Raw genomic sequence first — 23,462 nt, 5'->3', positions numbered from 1 at the left:
ATGAAGACCTTGAATTGGACATGGCCGGACGCTGCGGGCACGGTGTCAGGCATCGTCCGAGCCAGAGAATTCATTGATGTATGATTCCCATGTAACTATTGATTGGGAGTCCATCATGGTCAGCACGATCAAACTGGCGACTGCCCGCGAGCTGGCTGGGGCCGGCAGCGTGCGGGAAACGACCTTGGTTGCAGCAGCCGATGGCTACACGATCACCTTCGCCTTGGAAAACAGCGAGCGGGCCTTGGGCACCAAGGATGGTGCGCCGCGTCTGTTCTCCGGCGTCCAGGCCGCTGCGCGGGTGCTTTCCAAGCTGGGCATCACGCGGTATCGCGTGGATGCCACGGCAACGGCAGGCGCCGATCCCACGCGTCGCTCGCGCCCGGATCGGGCACATGCACTGAAGCAACTGCACGATGATGCCGCGTACCTCGATCAGATCAGGGACGCCGTAGCGGAATCACGTGCAGACGCACGACCCGCATTGTCCAGCGTCGAAGCACGCCAGCAGATGGATGCACTGAAGGCACGGCTCAGCCGCGATCTTCAGTCGGCAATGAAGCGCAACGCACGCACAAAATGACGGTTGCCTGGAGCAGGCGCGCCATCGAGGACAGAACAGCGCGGTTGGTCGAGGCGCTTGAGCGCGCCTGTGAAGTACCCGACCCGCAGCTGTTCACTGCAGCTGTTGAGCGCGATGAGGCGATTGAGCAGGAAGGCAACGCACTGGACGGTGCCGCGCTTTATCGGCCGGGCTGGGTGGAAGGAACGTTCATCTATGCAACGCGCGACGGTAGGCACCTCATTGCCTACCAGCGTGAGGCAGATGAGGTTCGCATTGATCGCGTGCTAGTGACCCGACGCCACTCGAACCGCGATTGAGGGCAGGCACGAATCTCTCCTGGCGCTGACCCGCGGCATCCTACGCACCCCGACCAACGCGGGGAGAGAATGAGCAGTCAACTGCTCTGCGGCGTCTCGGCGATGACGGTGCTTCCGCGCGTTGCCTGCGGTGACACGTCAGGGTGCAGCCAGCGCCGCAATCAACGCCTCTGCCACCGCCGGTTCTTCTACATGGCGCAGGTTGTCCAGATTCAGGATGTCGCCCTGCATCTGCGCGTAGCGGCGAAGGCGGCGCGTGAGCACCTTGGTGGCGGCATCGGCCGGTGCCGCGGACAACGCCTCCAACGCCCGGCGCGCACGTGCGGCGATATCCGGCAGGAAAACATGGCGCGGATCGCGTGGCGGAATGACGTTATCCAGCCGGCAGTTCTCGAAGGACACGTAGTCCAGAACGCAGGCGCTGAAGTCCGCATCCAGCAAGGCCGGTGCGCCGGCGGCAACAAACCTCACGTCCTTCAGCACGCCCTCGAACCGGCAGCCGGTGGTGGCGTGTGCCGGCATGCCGGTGTCGACGATCCGGCAGTTGATGAAGGTGCAGCCGTCGAGCACGCAGGCATCGAAACGGCTCTGGCGGAAATCGCAGGTGTCGAAGACGCAGCCGCGAAACACGGTGTCATTGAGGCCACTGGCGCGAAAGTCGACACGGGTGAACTGGCAGGCGTCCATCACGGTGCGCGCGAAGAACCGCACCTCGGACATATCGCAGCCCTCCAAGACGGTACGCTCCAGCGTGCAGCGCTCGAACAGCGGCGCTTCCAGGCTGACGCCGCGCAGGTGCAGACCCTCGATATGCTCACCAACAAAACGCGATCTGGCAGGCAGCCGCAACGAGATGGCCGCCTCGTGCAACAGGTTCAGTGACGCGTGCGGCAAGGTCGCGCTCACGCGGTGAAGTTCGCCTTCAGGCCCTGCCAGCACTGCTGGTAATCGCGCTGCCGGTGCTCGGCGTCCATGGCCTGCGCGGTCGGGCGGATCACCCCACGGGTTTCGAACATGAAGGCCATGGTGTCCTTGATCACGTCCGGTTTGCTCAGGTCAGCCGCCGAGGCCTTGTCGAACGTGGCCGCGTCCGGGCCGTGCCCGCTCATGCAGTTGTGCAGCGAGGCGCCCCCGGGCACGAAGCCGGCCGCCTTGGCGTCGTAGGCACCGTGGATGAGGCCCATGAACTCGCTGGCGATGTTGCGGTGGAACCACGGCGGCCGGAACGTGTCCTGCGCCACCAGCCAGCGCGGCGGGAAGATGGCGAAGTCCATGTTGCTGGTCCCCGGGGTGTCGCTGGGCGAATGCAGCACCAGGAAGATCGACGGATCCGGATGGTCGTGGCTGATCGAGCCGATGGTGTTGAAGCGGCGCAGGTCATAGCGGTACGGCGCGTAGTTGCCGTGCCAGGCGACCACGTCCAGCGGCGAGTGCCCGATGGGCGCGCGCCACAGCTGGCCGCCGAACTTGGCGATCAACTCGAAGTCCCCCTCGATGTTTTCGAAGGCAGCCTGCGGCGTTTCGAAATCGCGCGGGTTGGCCAGGCCGTTGGAGCCGATGGGCCCCAGGTCAGGCAGCTTCAGCAGGGCGCCGAAGTTCTCGCAGATGTAGCCACGAGCCTGGCCGTCGGGCAGTTCAACCCGGAAGCGCACGCCACGCGGGATCACCGCCACCTGCTGCGGCTCGATCTCGACCACGCCCAGCTCGGTGAGCAGGCGCAGGCGACCCAGCTGCGGCACGATCAGCAGCTCGCCGTCGGCGTTGTAGAAGTAGCGGCCCTGCATGTCGGCGTTGGCCGCGTACAGGTGGATGCCCACGCCATGGTGCGCGTCGGGCGCGCCGTTGCCGCCCATGGTGTACAGGCCATCGATGAAATCGGTGGGGGTGCCGGGCAGCGGCAGCGGGTCCCAGCGCAGCTGGTTGGGCGACACCGCCCCCGCGGCGAAGTCGCCGTGCAGGTGCGGCTGGGCGTAGGCAGTGAACTCACCGTGCGCCACCGCCGGGCGGATCCGGTACACCCAGCTGCGCCGGTTGCTGCCGCGCGGTGCGGTGAACGCAGTGCCCGACAGCTGTTCGGCGTACAGGCCATGCGCCACCCGCTGTGGCGAGTTGCGCCCTACCGGCAGCGCGCCGGGGACGGCCTCGGTGGCGAACTCGTTGCCGAAGCCGGTCTGGTAACCGCGGGCGGTGATGGAGGTGCTCATCTGTGTGTCCTGGCGGAGCCTGGGAGGTGTGCAATGGGTAGTGCGTTGGAGCAGCCGGGCAGAGCCCGGCTCTACGGGCATGTCCGGCATTGCAGCGGCCGGGCAGAGCCCGGCGGTACGGATGGGTCCGGCGTGGCGGGAGCCGCGCCGGACCTGCCGGGTTACGTTACAGCACGCCGCGCTTCATCTGGTCGCGTTCGATGCTCTCGAACAGCGCGGTGAAGTTGCCTTCGCCGAAGCCTTCGTTGCCCTTGCGCTGAATGATCTCGAAGAAGATCGGGCCGATGCAGTTGGTGGTGAAGATCTGCAGCAGCTTGCGCTGCTTGGTTTCCGGATCGGCGTCGATCAGGATCTTGTTCCTGGCCAGGCGCGCCACGTCTTCGCCATGGCCCGGCACGCGCATGTCGATCACGTCGAAGTAGGTGTCCGGGGTGTCCAGGAACTCCACGCCCTGCGCACGCATCGCCTCGACGGTGTCGTAGATGTTGTCGGTGAAGCAGGCGATGTGCTGGATGCCCTCGCCCTTGTAGGCGTCCAGGTATTCGTTGATCTGGCTCTTCGGATCGGACGATTCGTTGAGCGGGATGCGCACGATGCCGTCCGGGGCAGTCATCGCCTTGGACACCAGGCCGGTCTTGAGGCCCTTGATGTCGAAGTAGCGGATCTCGCGGAAGTTGAACAGGCGCTCGTAGTAGTCCGACCACTGCTGCATGTTGCCGAAGTACAGGTTGTGGGTGAGGTGGTCGATGAAGGTCAGGCCGAACCCGGTCGGGCGCTGGTTGACGCCTTCGATCGGCGCGTAGTCGGTATCGAACATGCTGCCGTTGGCGCCATAGCGGTCCACCAGGTACAGCATGCAGTCGCCGATGCCCTTGATGACCGGGGCCGGCACGGCCTTGCTGTCCGGCTTGAAGTCGATCGCTTCGGCGCCGTTGCCCAGCGCCATCTGGAACACCTCGTCACCCGGCTTCTGGAAGCGGATGGCGAAACCACAGGCGCACGGGCCGTGCTTTTCAGCGAAGTCCGAGGCGAACGAATCGGGTTCTTCGTTGACCAGGAAGTTGACGTCACCCTGGCGGTACACGGTGATGGCGCGGCGCTTGTGGCGCAGCACGGCGGTGAAGCCCATCTTGCGGAAGTAGTCGTGCAGTTCGGCGGCGCGGCCGGCCGGCGCGGCGAACTCGACAAACTCGAACCCGTCGATGCCCATCGGGTTCTCGAAGGTGGTGACCTGCATGCCCGGATCGGGTGCGTGGGACGCGGTGCTCAGTTGGCTGGTCATGATGTGGCTCCAAAGCAAAGTCCGCATCGGAAAAAACCAGGTGCGGGAGGCGGGCAGACCCGCGAGAATGCGGTGTCCGGAACTAAGGTTTATAGTTTCACATGAAACCACCATCAAGGTGCACCGCAGCATGAACTCACCCGATCCCAGCAGCCACAGCATCCGTGCCTCGCACGCCCTGCTCGACCTGGAACAGTTCCTGCCGTACCGGCTGAGCGTCCTGTCCAACCGGGTCAGCGGCAATATCGCCAAGCTGTATGGGGACCGTTATGGTCTGGCGATCCCGGAATGGCGGGTCATCACCATCCTGGCGCTGTATCCGGGCTCGTCGGCCAGCGAGGTGTCCGACCGCACCGCGATGGACAAGGTGGCCGTCAGCCGCGCCGTGGCCAGACTGCTCGAGCGTGGCTTCATCAAGCGTGAAACCCACGGCGACGACCGGCGCCGCTCGGTGCTGGCGCTGTCGGCGGCCGGCTTCGAGGTGTACGAGACCATCGCCCCGCTGGTGATCGAGATCACCCGCAAGCTGATGTCCGTGCTGAGCGAGGAAGAGGAACAGATGCTGGAGACCCTGATCCTGCGCCTGGCCGGGGAAGGCCTGCAGAAGATGGACCAGGGCTGAGCGACCGGCGTACCCACCAACGGTGGGTACCTAGGTAGCGATTGCGCATTCGCGCTTCCGCTCCCACGCTTTGCTGCGCAAAACGCGGGCCCCCCTCACCATCACCCACATCCCCGCGCCTTCGGCGCGCCCCCTTGGACTCCAAGGGGGCTTTCCTCCAGACAGGGTTCCCATCAACGGTGGGTACCTACGCCGGTAGGCAACGACCGTTGGTCGTTGCGCGTCAGCTCAGATGCTTGCGCCGTGCGTGCACCCACGGCGCAGCCAGGGCGCCGATGGCGCCGCCGGCGAAGGCGAGCGAGGCGGCCACTACCGCCGCCTCGATGGCATTGGGCAGGGCCAGCGCGGCCAGCACCAGCAGGGCCGAGGGCAGGCCGATGAAGGTGGCCATGAAGTAGCCCCAGCGCGGCGCCCAGGTGCCCACCTGGAGCAGGCTCACCGGCATCCACGTTTCGGCCGAGGCGTCCTGTTTGACCTTGGCCGCCACCTTGGTCAGGTCCACTTCCACCGGCCCCTTGCCGGTGCGCGCCACGGCCAGCATCTGCGCCACCTCCTCCACCGGCGGGAACGAGGTCGGCCACGTCATCGGAGCGGTGACCCCGTAGGCGGTCAACAACGGCACGCTGATCCACGGCGCCAGCAGCGGCCGTAGCTTGCGCCGGTCGAGCACGCACCAGAGCTGGCTCACGCCATGGGCCACCACTGCGTACAGCGCCAGCTGGCCCGGTTCGGGGTACGGCAGCATGCTCACCCGGGCGGCCATGCTGTCGTAGCCCATCTGGCGCAGGAAGCCAGGACGGGTGCGGCCTTCGTGCGCCCAGGCCAGGCCCAGCGCCCCCACCAGATAGGCCTCGGCCGGGTCCTTCACCCCGGCACTGGCGCGGTCGTCGCTGGCCAGGAAGAAGGCCAGCGACTTGGGCTCGTCCACGTCGTCGCGGTCCCAGCGGCCGGTGTCGCCCAGCACGTGCTTGAGCGGCAGCCGTGCCGGGGCGGTCTCGGCCTTGGCCGCGTTCTGCAGGAACGGCAGCACCGACAGCACGAAACTCTGCAGGTCCAGCGCGCGCAACCCGCTGCCCTGCCATTCCGGCGGCAGCAGCCCGGCCAGGGCCGGGTTGCGCGCCAGCAGGTCCAGCTGCGCCTTCTGCTCGACCAGCTTCTGCACCGCGGCCTTGAGCATCACGTTGTCGGGCACCGCCACCAGCGGCAGCCGGTAGCGGATGGCGCCGGGAGCCGGCGCATCGTCGTGCGCATCGCCGCCGTCCAACGTGCCGTGGTCGTCGAGCAGCACGTCCACCGGGGGCAGGCTTACCCCGCCGGTGACATCGAGGCTGGTGTCCGAAGTGCTGTCGCTGGTGCCCGGCTGCATGCGTATCCGTCCGTTGGTGTGCGCCACGAAACACGCGCGGCATGAGGTCCTTGGAGGTAACGGCAGCGGTACGCGTAAATTGAGGGTCAGGGTGGCGCCGGAGTGCAGGATTCCCCGCGCGTGCTTCCCATCGTGGGGAGAAGAGCAAAAAAGGTTCTTCTTCCATCCAAGGGGAGCGTCTTGCTGCAAGGGCCGTCGCTGAGTGAGCACGACGCTATGTGGGTGGTCAGGTGTGCAGGCGCCGTTCGGATCGGCTGGCGTCTCCGATCAGGCCGGTCGCGAGCGTGAGGGCCCCGTAGCCGCCGGTAGGCCCCTGGCGCAAATGTCCCCCGGCCGCGTGGCGGCCTCCTCCTTTATTTTGCCCAGGAGCCTACCGGCGGCTACGGGGCTCGGCTTGCGGTGAGCAGGTGGACGCCACGCTTTTTTTGACGCTTGTCGGTGGGTCGGGCGCTGGGCCCCCATGGGGGCCCAGCGCCCGACCCACCGACGGCCGCGCCGAAAAGCGTCAAGGCCCGTTTTTGCGTGTCCCGCAGATGGGCGAAGAACCAAAAAAAAGCCGCGGAATCCGCGGCTTTTTCTCCGGTCACGGCGCCTTGGCGGGCGCCCAGTCCTTCATGAAGGCGAAGAACCGCGTGCGGTTGTACCCCTTCGGCTGGCCCTTGTCGGCCTCCAGCTCGCCGGTGAACTGCGAGTGCAGCAGCTTGCCGTCGGCGTCGAGCACGAACAGGTGCGGGTAGCCCTTGATCGCAGGGAACTGCGACAGGAACGCCGCGTTCTCGTTGTCTTCGCTGTAGTTGACCTTCATCCACACGAAGTTGGCGTCACGGAAGCTGCGGATCTCCGCATCGCCCTCGATGAAGGCATCCATCAGGTGGCACCACGAGCACCACTCCCCGCCCACATCCAGCACGATCCGCTTGCCCCCGCGCTGGGCCTCGACCTTGGCCGTGGCCAGGTCGGCGACCGGATCGCGGGCCGGGTCGAACTGCGCGTTGAGCGCCGCCACGGCGGCGACATCCGCCGCGGCCGGGGTATTGCCCGAGGCCACCGGTACGCTGGGATCAGCGACCGGCGCCTTCTGCTCGGTGGTGTCCACCGGCTGCGCAGGCGCGGTGGCAGGCGCCGACGACGGCGAGCAGGCGGCCAGCAGGCCGGCCACGATCATCGCACCACCCCATGCGTACATGCGCATCACCGACCTCACTTGACGCCGTGCATCAGCTTGTTGATCAGCGGGGCGAGCAGGAACAGCAACGCGCCGGAAATGATCAACGCCCAGAAACCGAAGGTGTAACCCTTCAGGGCCGATTCCACGGTCATGCCGCCTTCGCCGCTGACCACGCCGGCGAAGATGCCCGACAGGTTGTTGCCGATGCCGGTGGACAGGAACCAGCCGCCCATGCCGAAGCCAACCAGGCGCACCGGGGCCAGCTTGGTCACCATCGACAGGCCGATCGGCGAGAGGCACAGCTCACCGACCGACTGGATGACGTAGACCATGAACAGCGTCCAGAACGGGATCTTGCCGTCCACCACCATGCTCGACAGGGCCAGCATCAGCAGCGCGAAGGCCGCGCCGTTGAACAGCAGGCCCAGGCCGAACTTGCGCGGGATCGACGGATTGGCGCGGCCCAGCTTGATCCAGATCCAGGCAATGATCGGGGCCAGGGTGATGATGGCCACCGAGTTGACCGACTGGAACCACGCGGTCGGGAAGGTCCAGCCGCCGAGCTGGCGGTTGACGATCTCATCGGCCAGGAAGGTGAACGAGCTGCCGGCCTGTTCGAAGAACATCCAGAACATCACGTTGAAGACGAAGATGATCAGCATGGCGATCACGCGGTCGCGCTGGACCTTGCCCTCGCGGATGCCTTCGACCAGCAGCAGCACGCCCAGCGCGATGAACATCACGCCCAGGATCCAGGCCAGCGCGGTGGCGCCGGTGGACAGCAGGAAGTAGGCCACCGGGATGGCGACGATCGCGCCCACGAACACCATGATGATGCGGCCGAACCCTTCGGCGCCCACCGGCGGTGCGCCGATGCCCTTCAGGCCGGCACGGCCGACGTAGAACCACGCCAGGCTGATCAGCATGCCGATGCCCGAGGCGATGAAGACCATCTTGTAGGACGGCATCGCCTGGGTGCCGAACACCCGCTCGGCCAGGTACTGGGTGAGCACCGGGGCGATCATCGCGCCGATGTTGATGCCCATGTAGAAGATGGTGAAGCCCGAGTCGCGCCGCTCATCCTTCAGGCCGTACAGCTTGCCGACCATGGTGGAAATGTTGGGCTTGAACAGGCCGTTGCCGATGATGATCGTGGCCAGGCCCAGCTCGAACACTTCCTTGTTCGGCATGGCGACCATGAACAGGCCGGCGGCCATGATCACCGCACCGGTCAGGATCGAGCGTTGGTAGCCCAGCACCCGGTCGGCCACGTAGCCGCCGAAGATCGCCGCGGCGTAGACCAGCGCCAGGTAGGCACCGTAGGTCCGGCTGGCGGCCGCCTGGCCGGCCGAGTCGCCCTCGAAGAACTGCGACACGATGTACAGCACCAGCGCCCAGCGGATGCCGTAGAACGCGAAGCGCTCCCAGAATTCGGTCATGAACAGCATCCACAACGGGCGCGGATGGCCCAGCGTGGTCTTGAAATCCGGCAGCGCCGGGTCGGGAACGGATTTCGCGGCGGCGTCTACGCTCATGCGGGATTCCTGGGTTCGGTGGAAGACATGCACGTCCGATGTGCGAACAGCGCGGGAGAATCCCAGACCAACGGCGTTCACGTCAAATACACGCTGATCCGTGCAGGTGGCGGCATGCTCGCTGAACTTGCACCTGCAACCGTCGGGGAGGGCCCGCCAGCGCAGCAACGGCGGGGGCTGCGGGCAGCCCCGTGGTCATCCGGGCGTCATGATGAATAGGGCGATCGGTGCCCGCGCGGACTCAGGCGTCCGGCGGCATCGGGTCGTCGTTGCGGATCGTGGTGCGCACCTGGAACAGCTCCGGGAAGAAGGTCAGCTCCAGCGCCTGGCGCAGGAAGCCGACCCCGCTGGAGCCGCCGGTGCCGCGCTTGAAGCCGATCACCCGCATCACCGTACGCATGTGGCGGAAGCGCCACAGCTGGAAGGCGGTCTCCAGGTCCACCAGGTCCTCGCACAGCGAATACTCGCGCCAGAAGCGGTCGGTGTTCTGGTAGATCCGCTCGAACACCGGGTGCAGGGCGTCGTCGGCCACGTGCGGCTGCTGCCAGTCGCGGCCGGTGTACTCGGCCGGCACCGGGTGGCCGAAGCGGGCCAGGTAGCGCAGGAATTCCTCGTACAGGCTGGGTGCGTCCAGCACTTCCTGCAGCTGCGCCTGGCCGGCCGGGTCGTGCGAGAACACCTGCAGCATCTGCGCGTTCTTGTTGCCCAGCAGGAACTCGATGTAGCGGTACTGCAGGGACTGGAAGCCCGAGGACGGGCCCAGCACGTCGCGGAAGCCCATGTACTCGGACGGGGTCAGGGTTTCCAGCACCGACCACTGCTCGGTCAGCTGGCGCAGCACCTGCTTGCTGCGCGCCAGCACCTTGCGGCACTGCCAGACCTCGTCGCGCTGCAGGAAGCCGATGGCCGCGCGCAGTTCGTGGGCCAGCAGCTTCAGCCACAGCTCGGAGGTCTGGTGCTGGATGATGAAGAGCATCTCATCGTGGTGCGGCGGGTTGGACAGCGGCTGCTGGGCGCTGAGCAGCTGGTCCAGCCGCAGGTAGCCGCCGTAGGTCAGGCGCCCCTGCAGATCGGTGTGGATACCGGCTTCGAGGTCGCGTTGGTTCTTCTCGACGGACATGGCGTGGGCCAAATGAGGGGGTCAAAGGGTAGCGCACAGCATGCGCTCCCGGGCGGCGGGGGCCATGCGCCGGCGTGTGGTGCCCAAGCCGGGCCCGGATTCTGCGCGGGCAGACCGGCGGCAGCGGCCACCCGCCCTGCCCCGGCAACCGCCGCTCATGCCCGGTTGCAGCAACTGAATACGTTGCAGTCATTGGCATTTCGCGCCCCTTACGGGGTATATGGGCGTATTGTCCACCGGGACACTTGCTGCGCCGCAGGACGGCTTTTTCGTACGCCTTCCTTAACATGGCAATTCATATCATTTGTAACTTCCTGTCGAAGGTGCAGTACGCAATGACGGTTGCCGCTGAGTTCAAGATCGAATACCTGCAGTACCTGGACACGGACGGCACGCTCGTCCGCGATGACCTGCCCGAGGCCCTGCGCGATCCACGCGCGCTGCTGCCGATGTTCAAGCAGATGCTGTTCGTGCGCGTGTTCGACGGCAAGTCGATCGCGCTGCAGCGCACCGGCAAGCTGGGTACCTACGCGGCCTGCCTGGGCCATGAAGCCGCGCACGTGGGCATTGGCGCCTCGATGCAGAAGGACGACGTGTTCGCACCGTCCTACCGCGAGTACGGCGCGATGTTCATGCGTGGCGTGCGCCCGCACGACGTGCTGATGTACTGGGGCGGCGACGAGCGTGGCAACGACTACGGCGGCAACGCGGCCAAGGACTTCCCGTTCTGCGTGCCGATTTCCACCCAGTGCCTGCATGCGGCCGGCGCGGCGCTGAAGTTCAAGCTCAACAACGAAAAGCAGATCGCGGTGGCGGTGTGTGGCGATGGCGGCAGCTCCAAGACCGACTTCTACGCTGCCCTGAACTCCGCCGGTGCCTACAAGCTCCCGCTGATCCTGTGCATCGTCAACAACGGCTGGGCCATCTCGGTTCCGCGTTCGGCCCAGACCGGTGCCGAAACGCTGGCGCAGAAGGGGCTGGCCGGTGGCCTGTTCTGCCTGCAGGTGGACGGCAACGACCTGATCGCGGTGATGGCCGCCATGCTGCAGGCGCGCGAACGCGCGCTGGCCGGCGACGGCGGCACCGTGCTGGAACTGATGACCTACCGCCTGTCCGACCACACCACCGCCGATGACGCGCGCCGCTACCGCGACGACGCCGAAGTGAAGGATGCCTGGCAGCGCGAGCCGATGCTGCGCCTGCGCAAGTACCTCACCAACGCCGGTGTGTGGAGCGAGGAAGAGGAAGCCGCCTGGACCGCCGAGTGCGGCAAGCGCGTGGATGAAGAAGTGAACCTGTACCTCAATACCCCGGTGCAGCCGGTGGAGGCGATGTTCGACTTCCTGTATGCCGATCCGCCGCAGGACCTGCTGGCCCAGCGTGCGCAGGCGATCGCCCTGGAGCAGCGCCATGGATGAGATCAAGAACGGCGCCTCCAGCGCGCAGACCAACGCCGCCGACAGCGCCGCCGTCGCGCGCGGAGAAGACATCATGACCACCACCCCGATCACCCTCATCGAAGCCATCACCCAGGCGCTGGCCTGGGAGCTGGAGCACGACAAGTCGGTGCTGGTGCTGGGCGAAGACGTGGGCGTCAACGGCGGCGTGTTCCGCGCCACCGCCGGCCTGCAGCAGCGCTTTGGCGCCGACCGCATCCTGGACACCCCGCTGGATGAAACCACCATCGCCGGGCTGACCATCGGCCTGGCCGCACAGGGCATGAAGCCGGTGGCCGAAGCCCAGTTCGACGGCTTCATGTACCCGATGGTGGACCACATCATCTGCCACGCCGCGCGCCTGCGTTACCGCACCCGTGGCCGCCTGCACTGCCCGATGGTGCTGCGCGTGCCGTGGGGCGGTGGCATCCGCGCGCCGGAGCACCACAGCGAAGCCAACGAGTCGATCTTCACCAACGTGCCGGGCCTGCGCGTGGTGCTGCCGTCCTCGCCGCAGCGCGCCTATGGCCTGCTGCTGGCCGCGATCCGCGAACCGGATCCGGTGATCTACATGGAGCCCAAGCGCATCTACCGCCAGTACAAGGAAGTGGTCGTCAATGACGGCGAAGCCTTGCCGCTGGACGTGTGCTTCGTGCTGCGCGACGGCACCGACGTGACCCTGGTGACCTGGGGCGCGCAGGTGAAGGAAGCGCTGGAAGCGGCCGACAAGCTGGCCGGCGAAGGCATCAGTGCCGAAGTGATCGACGTGGCCACGCTGCGTCCGCTCGACTTTGCCACCATCGCCGAATCGGTGGCCAAGACCGGCCGTTGCGTGATCGTGCAGGAGGCGCCGAAGACGGCCGGCTTCGGTGCGGAAATCGCCGCGCGCCTGGCCGAGGAATCGCTGTACGACCTGCTGGCACCGGTCGAGCGCGTCACCGGCTATGACACCCACATTCCGTTGTTCCGCCTGGAAATGAAGTACCTGCCGAGCGTGGACCGGATCATCAGCGCGGCCAAACGCGCCATTGCGGCAGGCTGACGTGCGGGCCCGCCTCCTAGGCCCGTACCGCAGCCAGTACCCCAACCCGCTCCGGTTCCGCACCGGCCAGATCGTCGAACTGGGTGTTCGTGACGAGGAATGGCCGGCGTTTGCCTGGGTACGCACCGATGACGGGCGTGCCGGCTGGGCACCGGTGGCGTGGTTGCAGTTGCTGGACGAAGGTCGCGCAGAAGCCCTGCGCGACTATGACGCCCGCGAACTGGATGTGGACAGCGGTGAACTGGTCAAACTGCATCATGAACACGGTGGTTGGTGGTGGTCCGAGCGCGCGAACGGCGCGACGGGCTGGCTGCCGGCCCGCGATCTCGAACTGCTGGAAGAGAACTGCACATGAGTGAGAACAAGAATTTCCACCTGCCCGACCTCGGCGAAGGCCTGCCGGACGCCACGATCGTGGAGTGGTTCGTCAAGGTAGGCGACGTGATCGCGCTCGACGCGCCGCTGGTGTCCATGGAGACCGCCAAGGCCGTGGTCGAAGTGCCCTCGCCGTTCTCCGGCAAGGTGCTGGCGCTGGCCGGCGGTGAAGGCGACATCATTCCCACCGGCAGCGTGCTGGCCCAGTTCGAACTGGACCCGAACATGCCGCAGCGCGCCGATGGCCAGGACACCGGCCACAGCCACGGGCACGCCGCTCCGTCGCCCACCCCCAGCACCGGCCAGACCGCGGCCGCGCAGCCGGACAGGGTGGTGGCGTCGGACAACGGGGGCGAGATTGCCAAGCCCGGCGCCGAGCGCGATGACGCCGGCACCGTGGTTGGCGCCATGCAGAGCTCCAATGCCGTGCACGCCGAACAGGCCGTCGCCGTGGGCGGGGTCAAGGCCGTGCCGGCCGTGCGCGCCACCGCGCGCAAGCTGGGCGTGGACCTTACCCGGGTGCGTGCCACCGGCACCGATGGCGCGGTAACCATGGCCGACGTCAAGCAGGCCGCCGCCGATGGCAGCGCCAAGGTCGGCGCTGCGCCGGCACGCGCCGCCGTGGCCGCTGCGGCTGCACCGGCACCGGTGGCGCGCGCCGCCGAATCGCGTACGCCGCTGTCGGCCGCCGGTCGCCCGATGCGCACCCAGCCGCCGGGCGTGGTGGCCAAGGGCCAGCCGGAACCGCTCAAGGGCGTGCGCCGCAACATGGCGCGGGTCATGGCCGATGCGCACAGCAAGGTCGTGCCGACCACGCTCAACGACGACGCCGACATCCACGCCTGGGTGCCGGGCAACGACGTCACCGCGCGCCTGGTGCGCTCGATCGTGGTGGCCTGCCAGAAGGTGCCGGCACTGAACGCGTGGTTCGACGGCGATGCGCTCACCCGCACGCTGCACAACCAGGTGGACATCGGCATCGCGGTGGACACCGACGACGGCCTGTTCGTGCCCGCCCTGCGCAATGCCGACATGCTCGACGCACGTGGCATCCGCGAGGGCGTGAACCGCCTGCGCGAGCAGGTGGAATCGCGCTCGATCGCCGCGTCCGAGCTGAGCGGCTACACCATCTCGCTGTCCAACTTCGGCATGTTCGCCGGCCGCTACGCGACCCCGGTCGTGGTGCCGCCGTGCGTGGCCATCGTCGGTGCCGGCCGTGCCCGCCACCAGATGACCCCGGTGATGGGCGGCGTGGAAGCGCACAAGGTGATCCCGCTGTCGGTCACCTTCGACCACCGCGCGGCGACCGGCGGTGAAGCTGCGCGTTTCCTGCGGGCCATGCTGGATGATCTGGCGCTGGCCAGCTGATCCACGTGGGCGGGTAGCGGCCGACCGTTGGTCGGCGGGCAATGACGGATACGACAACGGCCACCGCAAGGTGGCCGTTGTTGTTTGCGCGCCCGGTAGTGCCGGCCGCTGGCCGGCTCCTCCGGATACCGTGCAGCCGACCAACGGTCGGCTCTACCTCCGGTTGGGATCCGTGCAGCCGACCAACGGTCGGCTCTACATCCGGTTGGGTTCCGTGCAGCCGACCAACGGTCGGCTCTACCTCCGGTTGGGTTTCCTGCAGCCGACCAACGGTCGGCTCTACCCTGCCAGGTCTGCTGCGCCTACGATCTGGACGCCCGGCCGCGGGGCCAGTGCTGCCTCCACCATGGCTGCGGCGATGTTCACCGCCGGGTTGATCCGCCAGGCGCGTGGCAGCACCGGGCCGAGCGCGCCCAGCACCACGCTGGCCAGGTGCTCGCCGGTGCGGCGTTCGCTGCGTTCGCCGCCGATCAGGCCGGGGCGTACCAGCGTCAGCGAGCGGTAGCCCAGCCCGCGCAGGTCCTGTTCCAGGCGGCCCTTGACCTGGTTGTAGAAGATCCGCGACTGCGGGTCGGCGCCCATCGCCGAATTCAGCACGAACGCGTGCGCGCCGTGGGCCTGGGCCAGGGTGGCCACCTGCAGCGGGTAGTCGTGGTCGATCCGGGAAAACACCGCGCGGCTGCCGGCCTGCTTGATGGTGCTGCCCAGCGCGCAGATCACCGCATCCACCGCCCACCAGGGTGCGTCCACCGGCAGCCGCTCGAAGTCGACCACCGGGTTGTGCAGGGCCGGGTCGGCATGCGCCAGCGGCCGCCGGGTGGGCGCCACCACCGCATCGCAACGCGGGTCATCCAGCAGCTGCTGCAGCACCTGCCCGCCCACCAGACCGGTTGCCCCCACCAGCATCACCTTCATCGCACGCTCCCACCGTCAGATTGCCTACCATCGTGGCACAGCTGCCGTGCCCGTCCCGCGTTCAAGCCGGCCTGCACCGCGCCGATACTGTTCCAACCTCTTCCACCCGCCCGGCTGCCCCGCCGGTGACCCGCCAAGGATCCGCGCATGACCGACCCGCACGACGCTCCCCCCAGCCCCGGCACCGCCGTGGGCCGGCTGCTGTCGCGGCGCCAGGTGGAGAGCCGGGTGATCGACACGGCCAGCGTGGACGCGCCCGGCCCCAAGGGCGGCACCAGCGCCATGCTGCAGCGCCTGTTCGCCGGCATCGACAGCCCCGAACCGCTGCTGGCGGCCTTCGCCAACGGCATGTCCACCCTGCCCGGCGAACTGGGCGACATGGGCCTGCGCCTGCAGTCGGCCCAGCGCAGCGCCGACTGGGTCAGCTACGGCCGCGCGATGCGCCAGCTGATCGACAAGTACATCCGCACCATCGAGCAGGACAGCCCCGACGGCCAGCCCGACAGCCTGCGCCTGCGCGAGCTGCTGCGGCACACGCTGGGCGTGACCGTGGCCAGCCTGCTGCAGAACATGCCCGAGCTGCGGGAGGAGCCGGCGCAGATCGCCGCCGACCTGCGCCACTGGCACCCCGGCCAGCCGCTGCAGCCGATCGAACTGCGCCTGCGCGAGCTGACCCACCAGATCGGCGTGCGCAGCGATGGCTGGCAGGAACAGCAGGAACTGCTGCTGAGCCTGTTCGACCTGCTGCTGGACAACATCGGCGAGCTGCTGGACGACAGCAGCTGGCTGCATGGGCAGGTGCATGCGGTGCGCCAGCTGATCAGCGGCCCGCTGGACCGCGACTCGGTCGACCAGGCGCGCGCCAACCTGCGCGAAGTGATCTACAAGCAGGGCCTGCTCAAACAGGGCATCGTCGAATCCAAGGCGGCCATGAAGGGCCTGATGGGCGGCTTCATCGAGCGCCTCGACGGCATGGCCGTGAGCACCGGCGAGTACCACGACCGGATCAGCAGTTATGCGCTGGCCCTGAAGGAAGCGCGCAGCATCGCCGACCTCAGCCAGCTGCTGCAGGGCGTGCTGCAGGACACCGGCCGCGTGCAGGAGCAGGCACTGCAGGCGCGCGACCACCTGGGCAATGCACGCCGCGAAGTGGAACAGGCCGAGCAGCGCATCGCCGAGCTGGAGCAGGAACTGCGCGATGTGTCCGGGCTGGTTCGCACCGACCCGCTGACCGGGGCGCTCAACCGCCGCGGCTTCGACGAACTGGTCGACCGCGAGCTGGCACGGGCCGGCCGCCATGGCCACCCGCTGGCCCTGGCACTGATCGACCTGGACGACTTCCACCAGACCAACACCGCCCACGGCCATGCCGGTGGCGATGCCGTGCTGCGCCACCTGGTGGCGGTCTGCCAGCTGCACCTGCGCAGCACCGATGCGATCGCCCGCATCGGCGGCGACGAATTCGTGCTGCTGCTGCCCGAAACACCGGCCGCCGACAGCATGTCCACCCTGCTGCGGCTGCAGCGCTCGCTGGCCCAGCGCCCCCTGCAGCTGGACGACACGCGGGTGCCGGTGCACTTCAGCGCCGGGGTGGCGCAATGGCACGCCGGCGAACCGGTGGATGGCCTGCTGCGGCGTGCCGATGCGGCCCTGTATGCGGCCAAACGGGTCGGCAAGAACCGCGTGCAGGCGGCCGACGCGCCCCGGTGACCGGCATGCCCGCCGAGGCGCTGTGATAACGGCCGCCTCCGTGCGAATCACCCGGGTATGGACATGAACACCCCTGCCGCCCACGACCCGCGCCTGCGCTTCGCCGCGTTGCTGGACCAGCACCGCGGCATCGTGCTGAAGATCGCACGCGGATACTGCGCGCACCAGGAAGACCGGCTCGACCTGATCCAGGACATCAGCGTGCAGGCCTGGGATGCGTTCGACAGCTTCGACCCGGCACGCGCCCGCTTTTCCACCTGGCTGTACCGGGTCGCGCTCAACGTGGCCATCTCGCAGGTGCGCCGGCAGCAGCTGCGCCAGCGCCACCACGCCACGCTGGACGAGGACACCTTGCCGGTGGACGAGGGTGCACCGGCCGAACAGCAGCACGCCGTACAGCAGCTGGAGGGTGCGATCCGCGCGCTTCCGCCGCTGGACCGCGCATTGATGCTGCTGCACCTGGACGATCACGACCACCGCCAGATCGCCGACATCCTCGGCATCAGCACCGCCAACGTGTCCACCCGCCTGCACCGCCTGCGCCAGCAGCTGCGCGCGCGCTTCGACCCCACCGCCTGAGGCCACCGTCATGCATACCGATCCACTCAAGCAGCTGTGGCACCAGGCCGGCGGCGATGCCGACGACAGCGAGGCCACCGCCGCTTTGAACAGCTGGCGCCGCCACCGGCAGTACGCCGCGCAACGCCAGTTGTCGGCGTTCAGTGCACTGCAGGTGGTGCAGCTGCTGTTCTGGCTGGGGCTGTCGATGTATTGCGGCAGCGTGTGGTGGCAGCAGCCACCGCTGGCGGTGATGCTCAGCGCCGTGGCGCTGCACGTCTACTGCGTGGCGGTGATCATCGTCAGCGCGGCCCGGCTGCACCTGCGCGGGCAGCTGCAGCCCGACCAGCCGGTGCTGCAGCAGTCCCGGCAATTGGCGGTGTTGCGCATGCAGACCGCCGCCGGCGAACTGTTGCTGGGGCTGCCCTGGTGCTGGCTGTGGCTGGCGGTGCCGGTGCTGGTGGCGTGGCAGGCGTGGGGCATCGACCTGTCCGCCTTCGCCGCACGCGCGTTGCTGGTCTCGCTGGTGGCCGGGGCGGCGCTGATGACCGCCCTGCTGCTCCTGGCCCGGCGCTGGCAGCGGCAGGCCCCGGCGTCACCCCGCCTGCAGCGCGCGATCGATGCCTTGTCCGGGCGTCGCCTGGCCCGCGCACGCGCCGAGCTGGAGGCGCTGCGCGACTGGAACGCCCGCTGACAGACCGCGCGCCTGTCAGTGCGCCGCTTTCTTGCCGCGCAGCTTCTGGAAGCCCATCACCGCGGCCAGCACGATCGCACCGGCGATCACGCCGACCACCATGTTGCCCAGCGCGTTGATCAGCCAGCCCCACTGGCCTTCACCCCCCAGGCCGACCACGGCATGGTGCAGCGCCGGCACGTTGTGCACCAGGATGCCGCCACCCACCAGGAACATCGCCGCGGTGCCGGCCACCGACAGGAACTTCATCAACCAGGGCGCGGCGATCAGGAGGCCGCGGCCGAACGCGGCCAGCCCGGCACCCTTGCGCGACAGGTACAAGCCCAGGTCATCCAGCTTCACGATGCCGGCGACCAGCCCGTAGACGAACACCGTCATGGCCAGTGCGATCACCACCAGCGCGGTGACCTGGTTGAGGAACGGGGCGGCCGAGACCACCCCCAGCGACAGCACGATGATCTCGGCCGACAGGATGAAGTCGGTGCGCACCGCGCCTTTCACCTTCTCGCCTTCCCAGGCCACCATGTCGACCTTCTCGTCGGCCAGCGCCTTGACCCGTTCGGCCTTGTGCTGCTCGTCCTCCTGCTTGGAATGCAGGAAGCGGTGCGCCAGCTTTTCAACGCCCTCGTAGCACAGGAACGCACCGCCGATCATCATCAGCGGCACCACGATCGGCACCGGGTAGCCCTTGCCGCGCAGCCAGGCTTCCAGCGCGCTGATCGCCAGCGCGGCCGGCACCAGGATCGCCTTGTTCACCAGCGAGCCCTTGGCCACCGCCCACACCACCGGCAGCTCGCGGTTGGCATTGACCCCGGTCACCTGCTGCGCGTTCAGCGCCAGGTCGTCGCCCAGCACGCCGGCGGTTTTCTTGGCCGCGACCTTGGTCAGGACCGACACGTCGTCCAACAGCGTGGCAATGTCATCGAGCAACGCAAACAGGCTGGCACCGGCCATGGCAATCCAATAGATCAAGCGGGAAGCGTGGATTCTGCCCGATCCTGGCCCGTTCGCGGTAGATGCCGGCGGATTCACCGCCCCACTACCTGCCCGCCCGCACACTGCCGGGGACACCCGTCCTGGAGCCCTGCTTGAATACCACGCCCGTCGCCCCTGGCTCGCCATCGCTGGTAAAAGGCATGAACCGCCGCAGCCAGATCCTGCGCCTGCTGCTGCGTTACCGGAACTCCGGGGTGTTTTCGGGCATGAACCTGGACGCCCGCGCGGTGCACGACATCCCGCCGGAGGGCAATCCGGAGCAGTTCGTCACCGACCTGGAATCGCTCGGCCCCACCTTCGTCAAACTGGGGCAGATGCTGTCCACCCGCCCGGACATGGTGCCGGTGGAATTTGCCACCGCGCTGGAACGCATGCAGGAAAAGGTGGCGCCGATTCCGGTCGAGCGCATTGCACAGATCATCGAGCAGGAGCTGGGCGCGTCGGTGTCCAAGCTGTTTGCCAGCTTCGACCCGGTGCCGCTGGGGTGCGCCTCCATTGCGCAGGTCCACCGCGCGCAGCTGCATGATGGCCGCGAGGTGGCGGTAAAGGTGCAGAAGCCGGAAGTGGCCGCGCAGCTGCGCTCGGACCTGGAGGTGCTGCGCAGTTTCGCGCTGGCCGCCGACCATCTCACCCAGGTGGGCCGCCGGGTACGCCTGCGCGACTGGCTCAACGAGTTCGCCAAGACCCTGATGCAGGAGCTGGACTACCAGGCAGAGGCAGAGAACCTGCAACGCTTCGGCCAGCATCTCAAGCCGTTCAAGCCGCTGTGGGTGCCGCAGCCGATCTGGGACTACTGCAGCCACCGCGTGCTCACCATGGAGCTGGCCAACGGCGTGCGGGTGGACATGATTCCCGATGTGCGCCGCACCGAAGAACCGATGGCGCCGCTGGCCGCCGCGTTGATCCGCGGCTACATCGACCAGATCTTCGTGCATGGCGAAATCCATGCCGACCCGCACCCGGGCAACCTGCGCGTCACCCCGCAGGGTCGCCTGGCGATCTTCGACCTGGGCATGGTTGCGCACATGCCACCGCGCCTGCGCGAGCGCCTGCTCAAGCTGCTGTTCGCCGCCGTGGACGGGCGTGGCGAGGAAGTGGCCGATGAGATCATCGGCATCAGTACCCGGCTGGAATCGTTCGACGAAGAACGCTACCTGCGCGAAACCGGGCAGATGATTGCGCGCTATGCCGCCAACACCAGTTTCTCCGAAGGCCGCGTGGTGCTCGACCTGGTCCGCATCGCCACTGCCAGCGGGCTGCGCACGCCGCCGGAACTGAGCCTGCTCGGCAAGGCGTTGTTGAACCTGGAAACGGTATGCCGGCTGCTGTCGCCCGACCTGGACACCCGCCGCATCGTGGAGAAACAGCTGCAGCACGTGATGCGTGCGCGCCTGAAGAAATCGCTGTCGGCGGCCAACCTGGCCAGCGAAGCCATGGAGATACAGCAGCTGCTGCGCGAAGGGCCGCGCAAGATGTCCGACATCCTTGCCCTGCTGGCCGAGAACCGCCTGCAGATGAAAGTGACCGGGCTGGAAGAATCGCGGCTGATGGAAAACCTGCAGAAGATCGCCAACCGCGTGTCGGCCGGCATTGTTACCGCCGCGTTGATTCTTGCCGCAGCGATGATGATGAAAGTGGATACCGGCTGGCACCTGTTCGGGTATCCGGCCATCGCATTCACCTTGATGCTGATCGGCGTGGCATTGGGCCTTGGCATCATCCTCAGCGCGCTGATCTTTGATCGTCGTGCGCGTTCGAAGGAAGAGCGCGGCCATCGATGATGCCGCGCTGCATCGCATTTCTTCACGTGTGTTTTACACCTGAAAACACGATGCGTTGTAGCGCATCTTCAGCATCCTGAAACAAACATTTCAGTCAGGTTCGTGCATGCATGATCGGGTCATCGGCTTGTCATGCAGATGTGGTTGGACAGCCGGTCGGATGGGAAATACGTCGTCATGGCGTCCATCACCAACTGTCTCCACTACCGATACCGCCGATGCTCTGGATCCTGCTGCTGACTCTGTTGCTGCTCTCCTGGTTGCTGCTCGCCTCGCGCAAGTGGATATGGTGGAAGGCCAGCCTGATGTCCGTGCTGCTGGTATTGCTGAGTACGTGGTGGTTGATCAACAAGCTGTCCGGCGATGGGCTCAACGCGGCCACGCTGTATCACCTGGGCGCCGACATGGAAGGCGCGGGCGTAGCGGACTTCAAGGGTTACATCGCCGCCTATATCGCACTGTTGCTGGTCTCGCTGCTGCCGCTGGCGGCCGCACGCGTGCAGCGCTGGCGCCGCATCGAACACGGCAAGGCGGTGTTCGGTGGTTTCGTCGCGATGTGGCTGGTGGCCATTGCGGTCAGCCCGCTGTACAGCGACGGCCTGCGCCTGTACCAGCAGATGCGCCCGGTGGACTACACCGTGATCGCACCCGAGTACACCATTCCGCAACACGCGCTGGCCAAGCCGCGCAACATCGTGTGGATCTACGGCGAAAGCCTGGAGCGCACCTACCTCGATGAAACCACCTTCCCGGGCCTGATGCCCAACCTCAACCGGCTGGCGGGCCAGGCGCTGGATGTGCGCGGGCTGGTCTCGGCCGAAGGCGGCGGCTGGACCATCGCCGGGCTGGTGTCGTCGATGTGCGGCGTGCCGCTGACCACCGCCAAGGACGATGAGAACAGCATGGGCCGCATGGGCAGCTTCCTGCCCGAAGCGGTGTGCCTGGGCGACTACCTCAAGCAGCAGGGCTACACCAACCACTACCTGGGCGGCGCCAACGGGCAGTTCGCGGGCAAGGGCCAGTTCCTGGCCACGCACGGCTACGACGCGGTGGACGACCTGGCCTGGTTCAAGACGCAGAAGGTGGCGCGCTCGCACTTCTCCACCTGGGGCGTGCACGACGACGTGCTGCTGGACAAGGCGTATGACCGCTTCGAGCAGCTGTCCAAGGCCGGCCAGCCGTTCATGCTGACCACGCTCACCATGGACACCCACCACCCGGCCGGGCACCTGCCGGTGGCCTGCAAGCGCACCCGCTACCAGAGCGAGTACGGCAACATCGGCCTGCTCAACGCCCTCAAGTGCACCGATGGCCTGATCTCGAAATTGGTCGATCGCATCCAGGCCAGCCCGTATGGGCAGGACACCCTGATCGTCATCGCCTCCGATCACCTGGCCATGCCCAACGACCTCAGCCATGTGCTGGCCAAGCAGAAGCGCGAGAACCTGCTGCTGTTCCTGGGCAAGGACATCGCCCCGCGCCAGTTGGCCACCACCGCCGGCTCCACGCTGGATTCCGGCGCCACGCTGCTCAGCCTGATCGACCCGGCCATCAAGGCGATCGGCTTCGGCCGCTCGCTGCTGGATCCCGAACGCACCGACAGTGCCAGCGCTGCGGCGCTGCGTGACAACGGTAAGGACTACCCGCGTTATCTGGCCTTCTCGCGTTCGCTGTGGCTGGGCGACAAGACCCGCCAGCTGCGCATCGATGACGACAACCAGGTGGTGATCGGCCTGCAGCATGTGCAGCCGCCGGTGCTGCTGGAATACGACAAGCAGTTCGACCTGAAGTCGGTGTACCTGGAAAACACCTCCAAGCAGTTCGATGACGCCGACCCGGCCAATACGCTGGCCTACGTGGACCGCTGCACGGCGTTCGAGGATGGTTCGGCCGATGGCGACTGGTGCGCGATGCTGGTCAACCGTGACAAAGGCATCAAGCTGTACCGCGACGATGCGCTGCGCACCGGCTTTGCGGTGGATGGGCCGCTGGAACCGTTCAACGGCCCGCGCCCGAGCATCCGCCAGGCGCACATGATTACCCAGAAAGGCCGCCGCACCCGCGCCGGCCAGTACATGCTGCAGTTCGTGGCCAAGCAGTCGCCCGATCGCGGTTTCTGGATCGAAGCGGTGTCCTCGCAGCGCAAGGTGGTGGTGGCCCAGCAGTGGGTGCAGCCCGATGCCGAAGGCCGCATCAGCGTGCCGTTCGGCCTGGACCACGAAGTGGACGACCTGGAGATCCGCGCGTGGTTGAACCACGCCGAGAAGCTGGCCGTGGACAATTTCGCGCTGGTGCCCTCGCGCCGCGGCAACCGCGGGTAAAACCCCGGTGGATGCCGATCGTTGGTCGGCAAGTCGTGGCATCGCCGGGTGTTCGTACCGACCAACGGTCGGTACCTACCGGGATTT

General features: G+C 67.2%; 21 protein-coding genes. 12 read left to right on the top strand and 9 right to left on the bottom strand.

Annotated elements, in window-relative coordinates; translation table 11 throughout:
• Positions 1–76: 76 nt before the first annotated feature.
• Both DX03_RS21010 and DX03_RS01270 read left to right on the top strand, forming a co-directional pair.
• Positions 77–583: a hypothetical protein gene (locus tag DX03_RS21010; protein WP_185753428.1), complete on the top strand. Its 507-nt coding sequence runs from the start codon at positions 77–79 to the stop codon at positions 581–583.
• On the top strand, positions 580–882 hold the full coding sequence (locus tag DX03_RS01270) for a hypothetical protein (RefSeq protein WP_038685771.1): 303 nt from the start codon (positions 580–582) through the stop codon (positions 880–882). The genes DX03_RS21010 and DX03_RS01270 overlap by 4 nt, the downstream gene beginning before the upstream one ends.
• A gap of 138 nt (positions 883–1,020) precedes the next feature.
• On the opposite strand, the gene DX03_RS01265 is transcribed toward DX03_RS01270, so the two are convergent.
• From DX03_RS01265 to hppD, 3 genes are all read right to left on the bottom strand, one after another.
• Entirely contained in the window at positions 1,021–1,788 is a 768-nt protein-coding gene (locus DX03_RS01265) for a pentapeptide repeat-containing protein (protein ID WP_038685770.1), read from the bottom strand.
• Entirely contained in the window at positions 1,785–3,086 is a 1,302-nt protein-coding gene (hmgA, locus tag DX03_RS01260; protein ID WP_038685769.1) for a homogentisate 1,2-dioxygenase, read from the bottom strand. The genes DX03_RS01265 and hmgA overlap by 4 nt, the downstream gene beginning before the upstream one ends.
• A gap of 166 nt (positions 3,087–3,252) precedes the next feature.
• A complete protein-coding gene (gene hppD, locus DX03_RS01255) occupies positions 3,253–4,323 on the bottom strand; it encodes a 4-hydroxyphenylpyruvate dioxygenase (protein ID WP_102100658.1) in 1,071 nt (356 codons plus the stop codon).
• Between the two features lie 175 nt (positions 4,324–4,498).
• Here hppD and DX03_RS01250 point away from each other — a divergent pair, with 175 nt between their 5' ends.
• Positions 4,499–4,990, top strand: coding sequence for a MarR family winged helix-turn-helix transcriptional regulator (locus tag DX03_RS01250; RefSeq protein WP_038685767.1), 492 nt, complete (start codon positions 4,499–4,501; stop codon positions 4,988–4,990).
• 223 nt (positions 4,991–5,213) lie between these two features.
• Here the strand turns inward: DX03_RS01250 and DX03_RS01245 are convergent, their stop codons facing one another.
• The 4 genes from DX03_RS01245 to DX03_RS01230 all read right to left on the bottom strand — a co-directional run bounded on the left by DX03_RS01245 (position 5,214) and on the right by DX03_RS01230 (position 10,179).
• Positions 5,214–6,356: a hypothetical protein gene (locus DX03_RS01245; protein WP_038685766.1), complete on the bottom strand. Its 1,143-nt coding sequence runs from the start codon at positions 6,354–6,356 to the stop codon at positions 5,214–5,216.
• Positions 6,357–6,939: 583 nt separating this feature from the next.
• Entirely contained in the window at positions 6,940–7,548 is a 609-nt protein-coding gene (locus DX03_RS01240) for a thioredoxin family protein (RefSeq protein ID WP_038685765.1), read from the bottom strand.
• 8 nt (positions 7,549–7,556) lie between these two features.
• The gene (locus DX03_RS01235; RefSeq protein ID WP_038685764.1) at positions 7,557–9,059 is read right to left on the bottom strand and encodes a peptide MFS transporter; all 1,503 of its coding nucleotides are present in this window, start codon (positions 9,057–9,059) and stop codon (positions 7,557–7,559) included.
• A 241-nt stretch (positions 9,060–9,300) separates the two neighbouring features.
• Entirely contained in the window at positions 9,301–10,179 is an 879-nt protein-coding gene (locus tag DX03_RS01230) for a tryptophan 2,3-dioxygenase (RefSeq protein WP_038685763.1), read from the bottom strand.
• A gap of 335 nt (positions 10,180–10,514) precedes the next feature.
• On the opposite strand from DX03_RS01230, the gene pdhA reads away from it, so the two are divergent.
• Genes pdhA through DX03_RS01210 form a run of 4 tightly spaced genes read left to right on the top strand, consistent with a single transcriptional unit; the run spans position 10,515 to position 14,400 of the window.
• On the top strand, positions 10,515–11,597 hold the full coding sequence (gene pdhA / locus DX03_RS01225) for a pyruvate dehydrogenase (acetyl-transferring) E1 component subunit alpha (protein ID WP_038685762.1): 1,083 nt from the start codon (positions 10,515–10,517) through the stop codon (positions 11,595–11,597).
• Entirely contained in the window at positions 11,590–12,657 is a 1,068-nt protein-coding gene (locus DX03_RS01220) for an alpha-ketoacid dehydrogenase subunit beta (RefSeq protein ID WP_038685761.1), read from the top strand. Before pdhA ends, DX03_RS01220 begins: the two co-directional genes overlap by 8 nt.
• Position 12,658: 1 nt before the next feature.
• A complete protein-coding gene (locus tag DX03_RS01215) occupies positions 12,659–13,012 on the top strand; it encodes an SH3 domain-containing protein (RefSeq protein WP_038685760.1) in 354 nt (117 codons plus the stop codon).
• Entirely contained in the window at positions 13,009–14,400 is a 1,392-nt protein-coding gene (locus DX03_RS01210) for a dihydrolipoamide acetyltransferase family protein (RefSeq protein WP_038685759.1), read from the top strand. Before DX03_RS01215 ends, DX03_RS01210 begins: the two co-directional genes overlap by 4 nt.
• Before the next feature lie 279 nt (positions 14,401–14,679).
• Here DX03_RS01210 and DX03_RS01205 read toward each other — a convergent pair whose 3' ends face one another.
• Positions 14,680–15,315 (bottom strand): Rossmann-fold NAD(P)-binding domain-containing protein, encoded by a 636-nt coding sequence (locus DX03_RS01205; RefSeq protein ID WP_038685758.1) that lies wholly within the window; start codon positions 15,313–15,315, stop codon positions 14,680–14,682.
• 147 nt (positions 15,316–15,462) lie between these two features.
• Between DX03_RS01205 and DX03_RS01200 the strand changes: the two genes are divergently transcribed.
• From DX03_RS01200 to DX03_RS01190, 3 genes are read left to right on the top strand one after another with little or no spacing between them, the layout of a single operon-like run.
• Entirely contained in the window at positions 15,463–17,025 is a 1,563-nt protein-coding gene (locus tag DX03_RS01200) for a GGDEF domain-containing protein (protein WP_038685757.1), read from the top strand.
• A gap of 57 nt (positions 17,026–17,082) precedes the next feature.
• Positions 17,083–17,604 carry an RNA polymerase sigma factor gene (locus tag DX03_RS01195; RefSeq protein WP_425598288.1) on the top strand — a complete coding sequence of 174 codons (522 nt, stop codon included), beginning with the start codon at positions 17,083–17,085 and terminating at the stop codon, positions 17,602–17,604.
• 10 nt (positions 17,605–17,614) lie between these two features.
• Positions 17,615–18,277, top strand: coding sequence for a hypothetical protein (locus DX03_RS01190; RefSeq protein ID WP_038685756.1), 663 nt, complete (start codon positions 17,615–17,617; stop codon positions 18,275–18,277).
• Positions 18,278–18,292: 15 nt separating this feature from the next.
• Here DX03_RS01190 and DX03_RS01185 read toward each other — a convergent pair whose 3' ends face one another.
• Positions 18,293–19,231 (bottom strand): DUF808 domain-containing protein, encoded by a 939-nt coding sequence (locus DX03_RS01185; protein WP_038691709.1) that lies wholly within the window; start codon positions 19,229–19,231, stop codon positions 18,293–18,295.
• Positions 19,232–19,413: 182 nt separating this feature from the next.
• On the opposite strand from DX03_RS01185, the gene DX03_RS01180 reads away from it, so the two are divergent.
• Positions 19,414–21,054 (top strand): ABC1 kinase family protein, encoded by a 1,641-nt coding sequence (locus DX03_RS01180; RefSeq protein ID WP_394343873.1) that lies wholly within the window; start codon positions 19,414–19,416, stop codon positions 21,052–21,054.
• A gap of 218 nt (positions 21,055–21,272) precedes the next feature.
• Entirely contained in the window at positions 21,273–23,375 is a 2,103-nt protein-coding gene (locus DX03_RS01175; protein WP_038685754.1) for a phosphoglycerol transferase I, read from the top strand.
• The last annotated feature ends 87 nt before the right edge of the window (positions 23,376–23,462 follow it).

It is taken from the genome of Stenotrophomonas rhizophila, from assembly GCF_000661955.1.
Classification (GTDB): Bacteria; Pseudomonadota; Gammaproteobacteria; order Xanthomonadales; family Xanthomonadaceae; genus Stenotrophomonas; species Stenotrophomonas rhizophila.
This window is presented reverse-complemented; position numbering and strand designations above follow the sequence as displayed.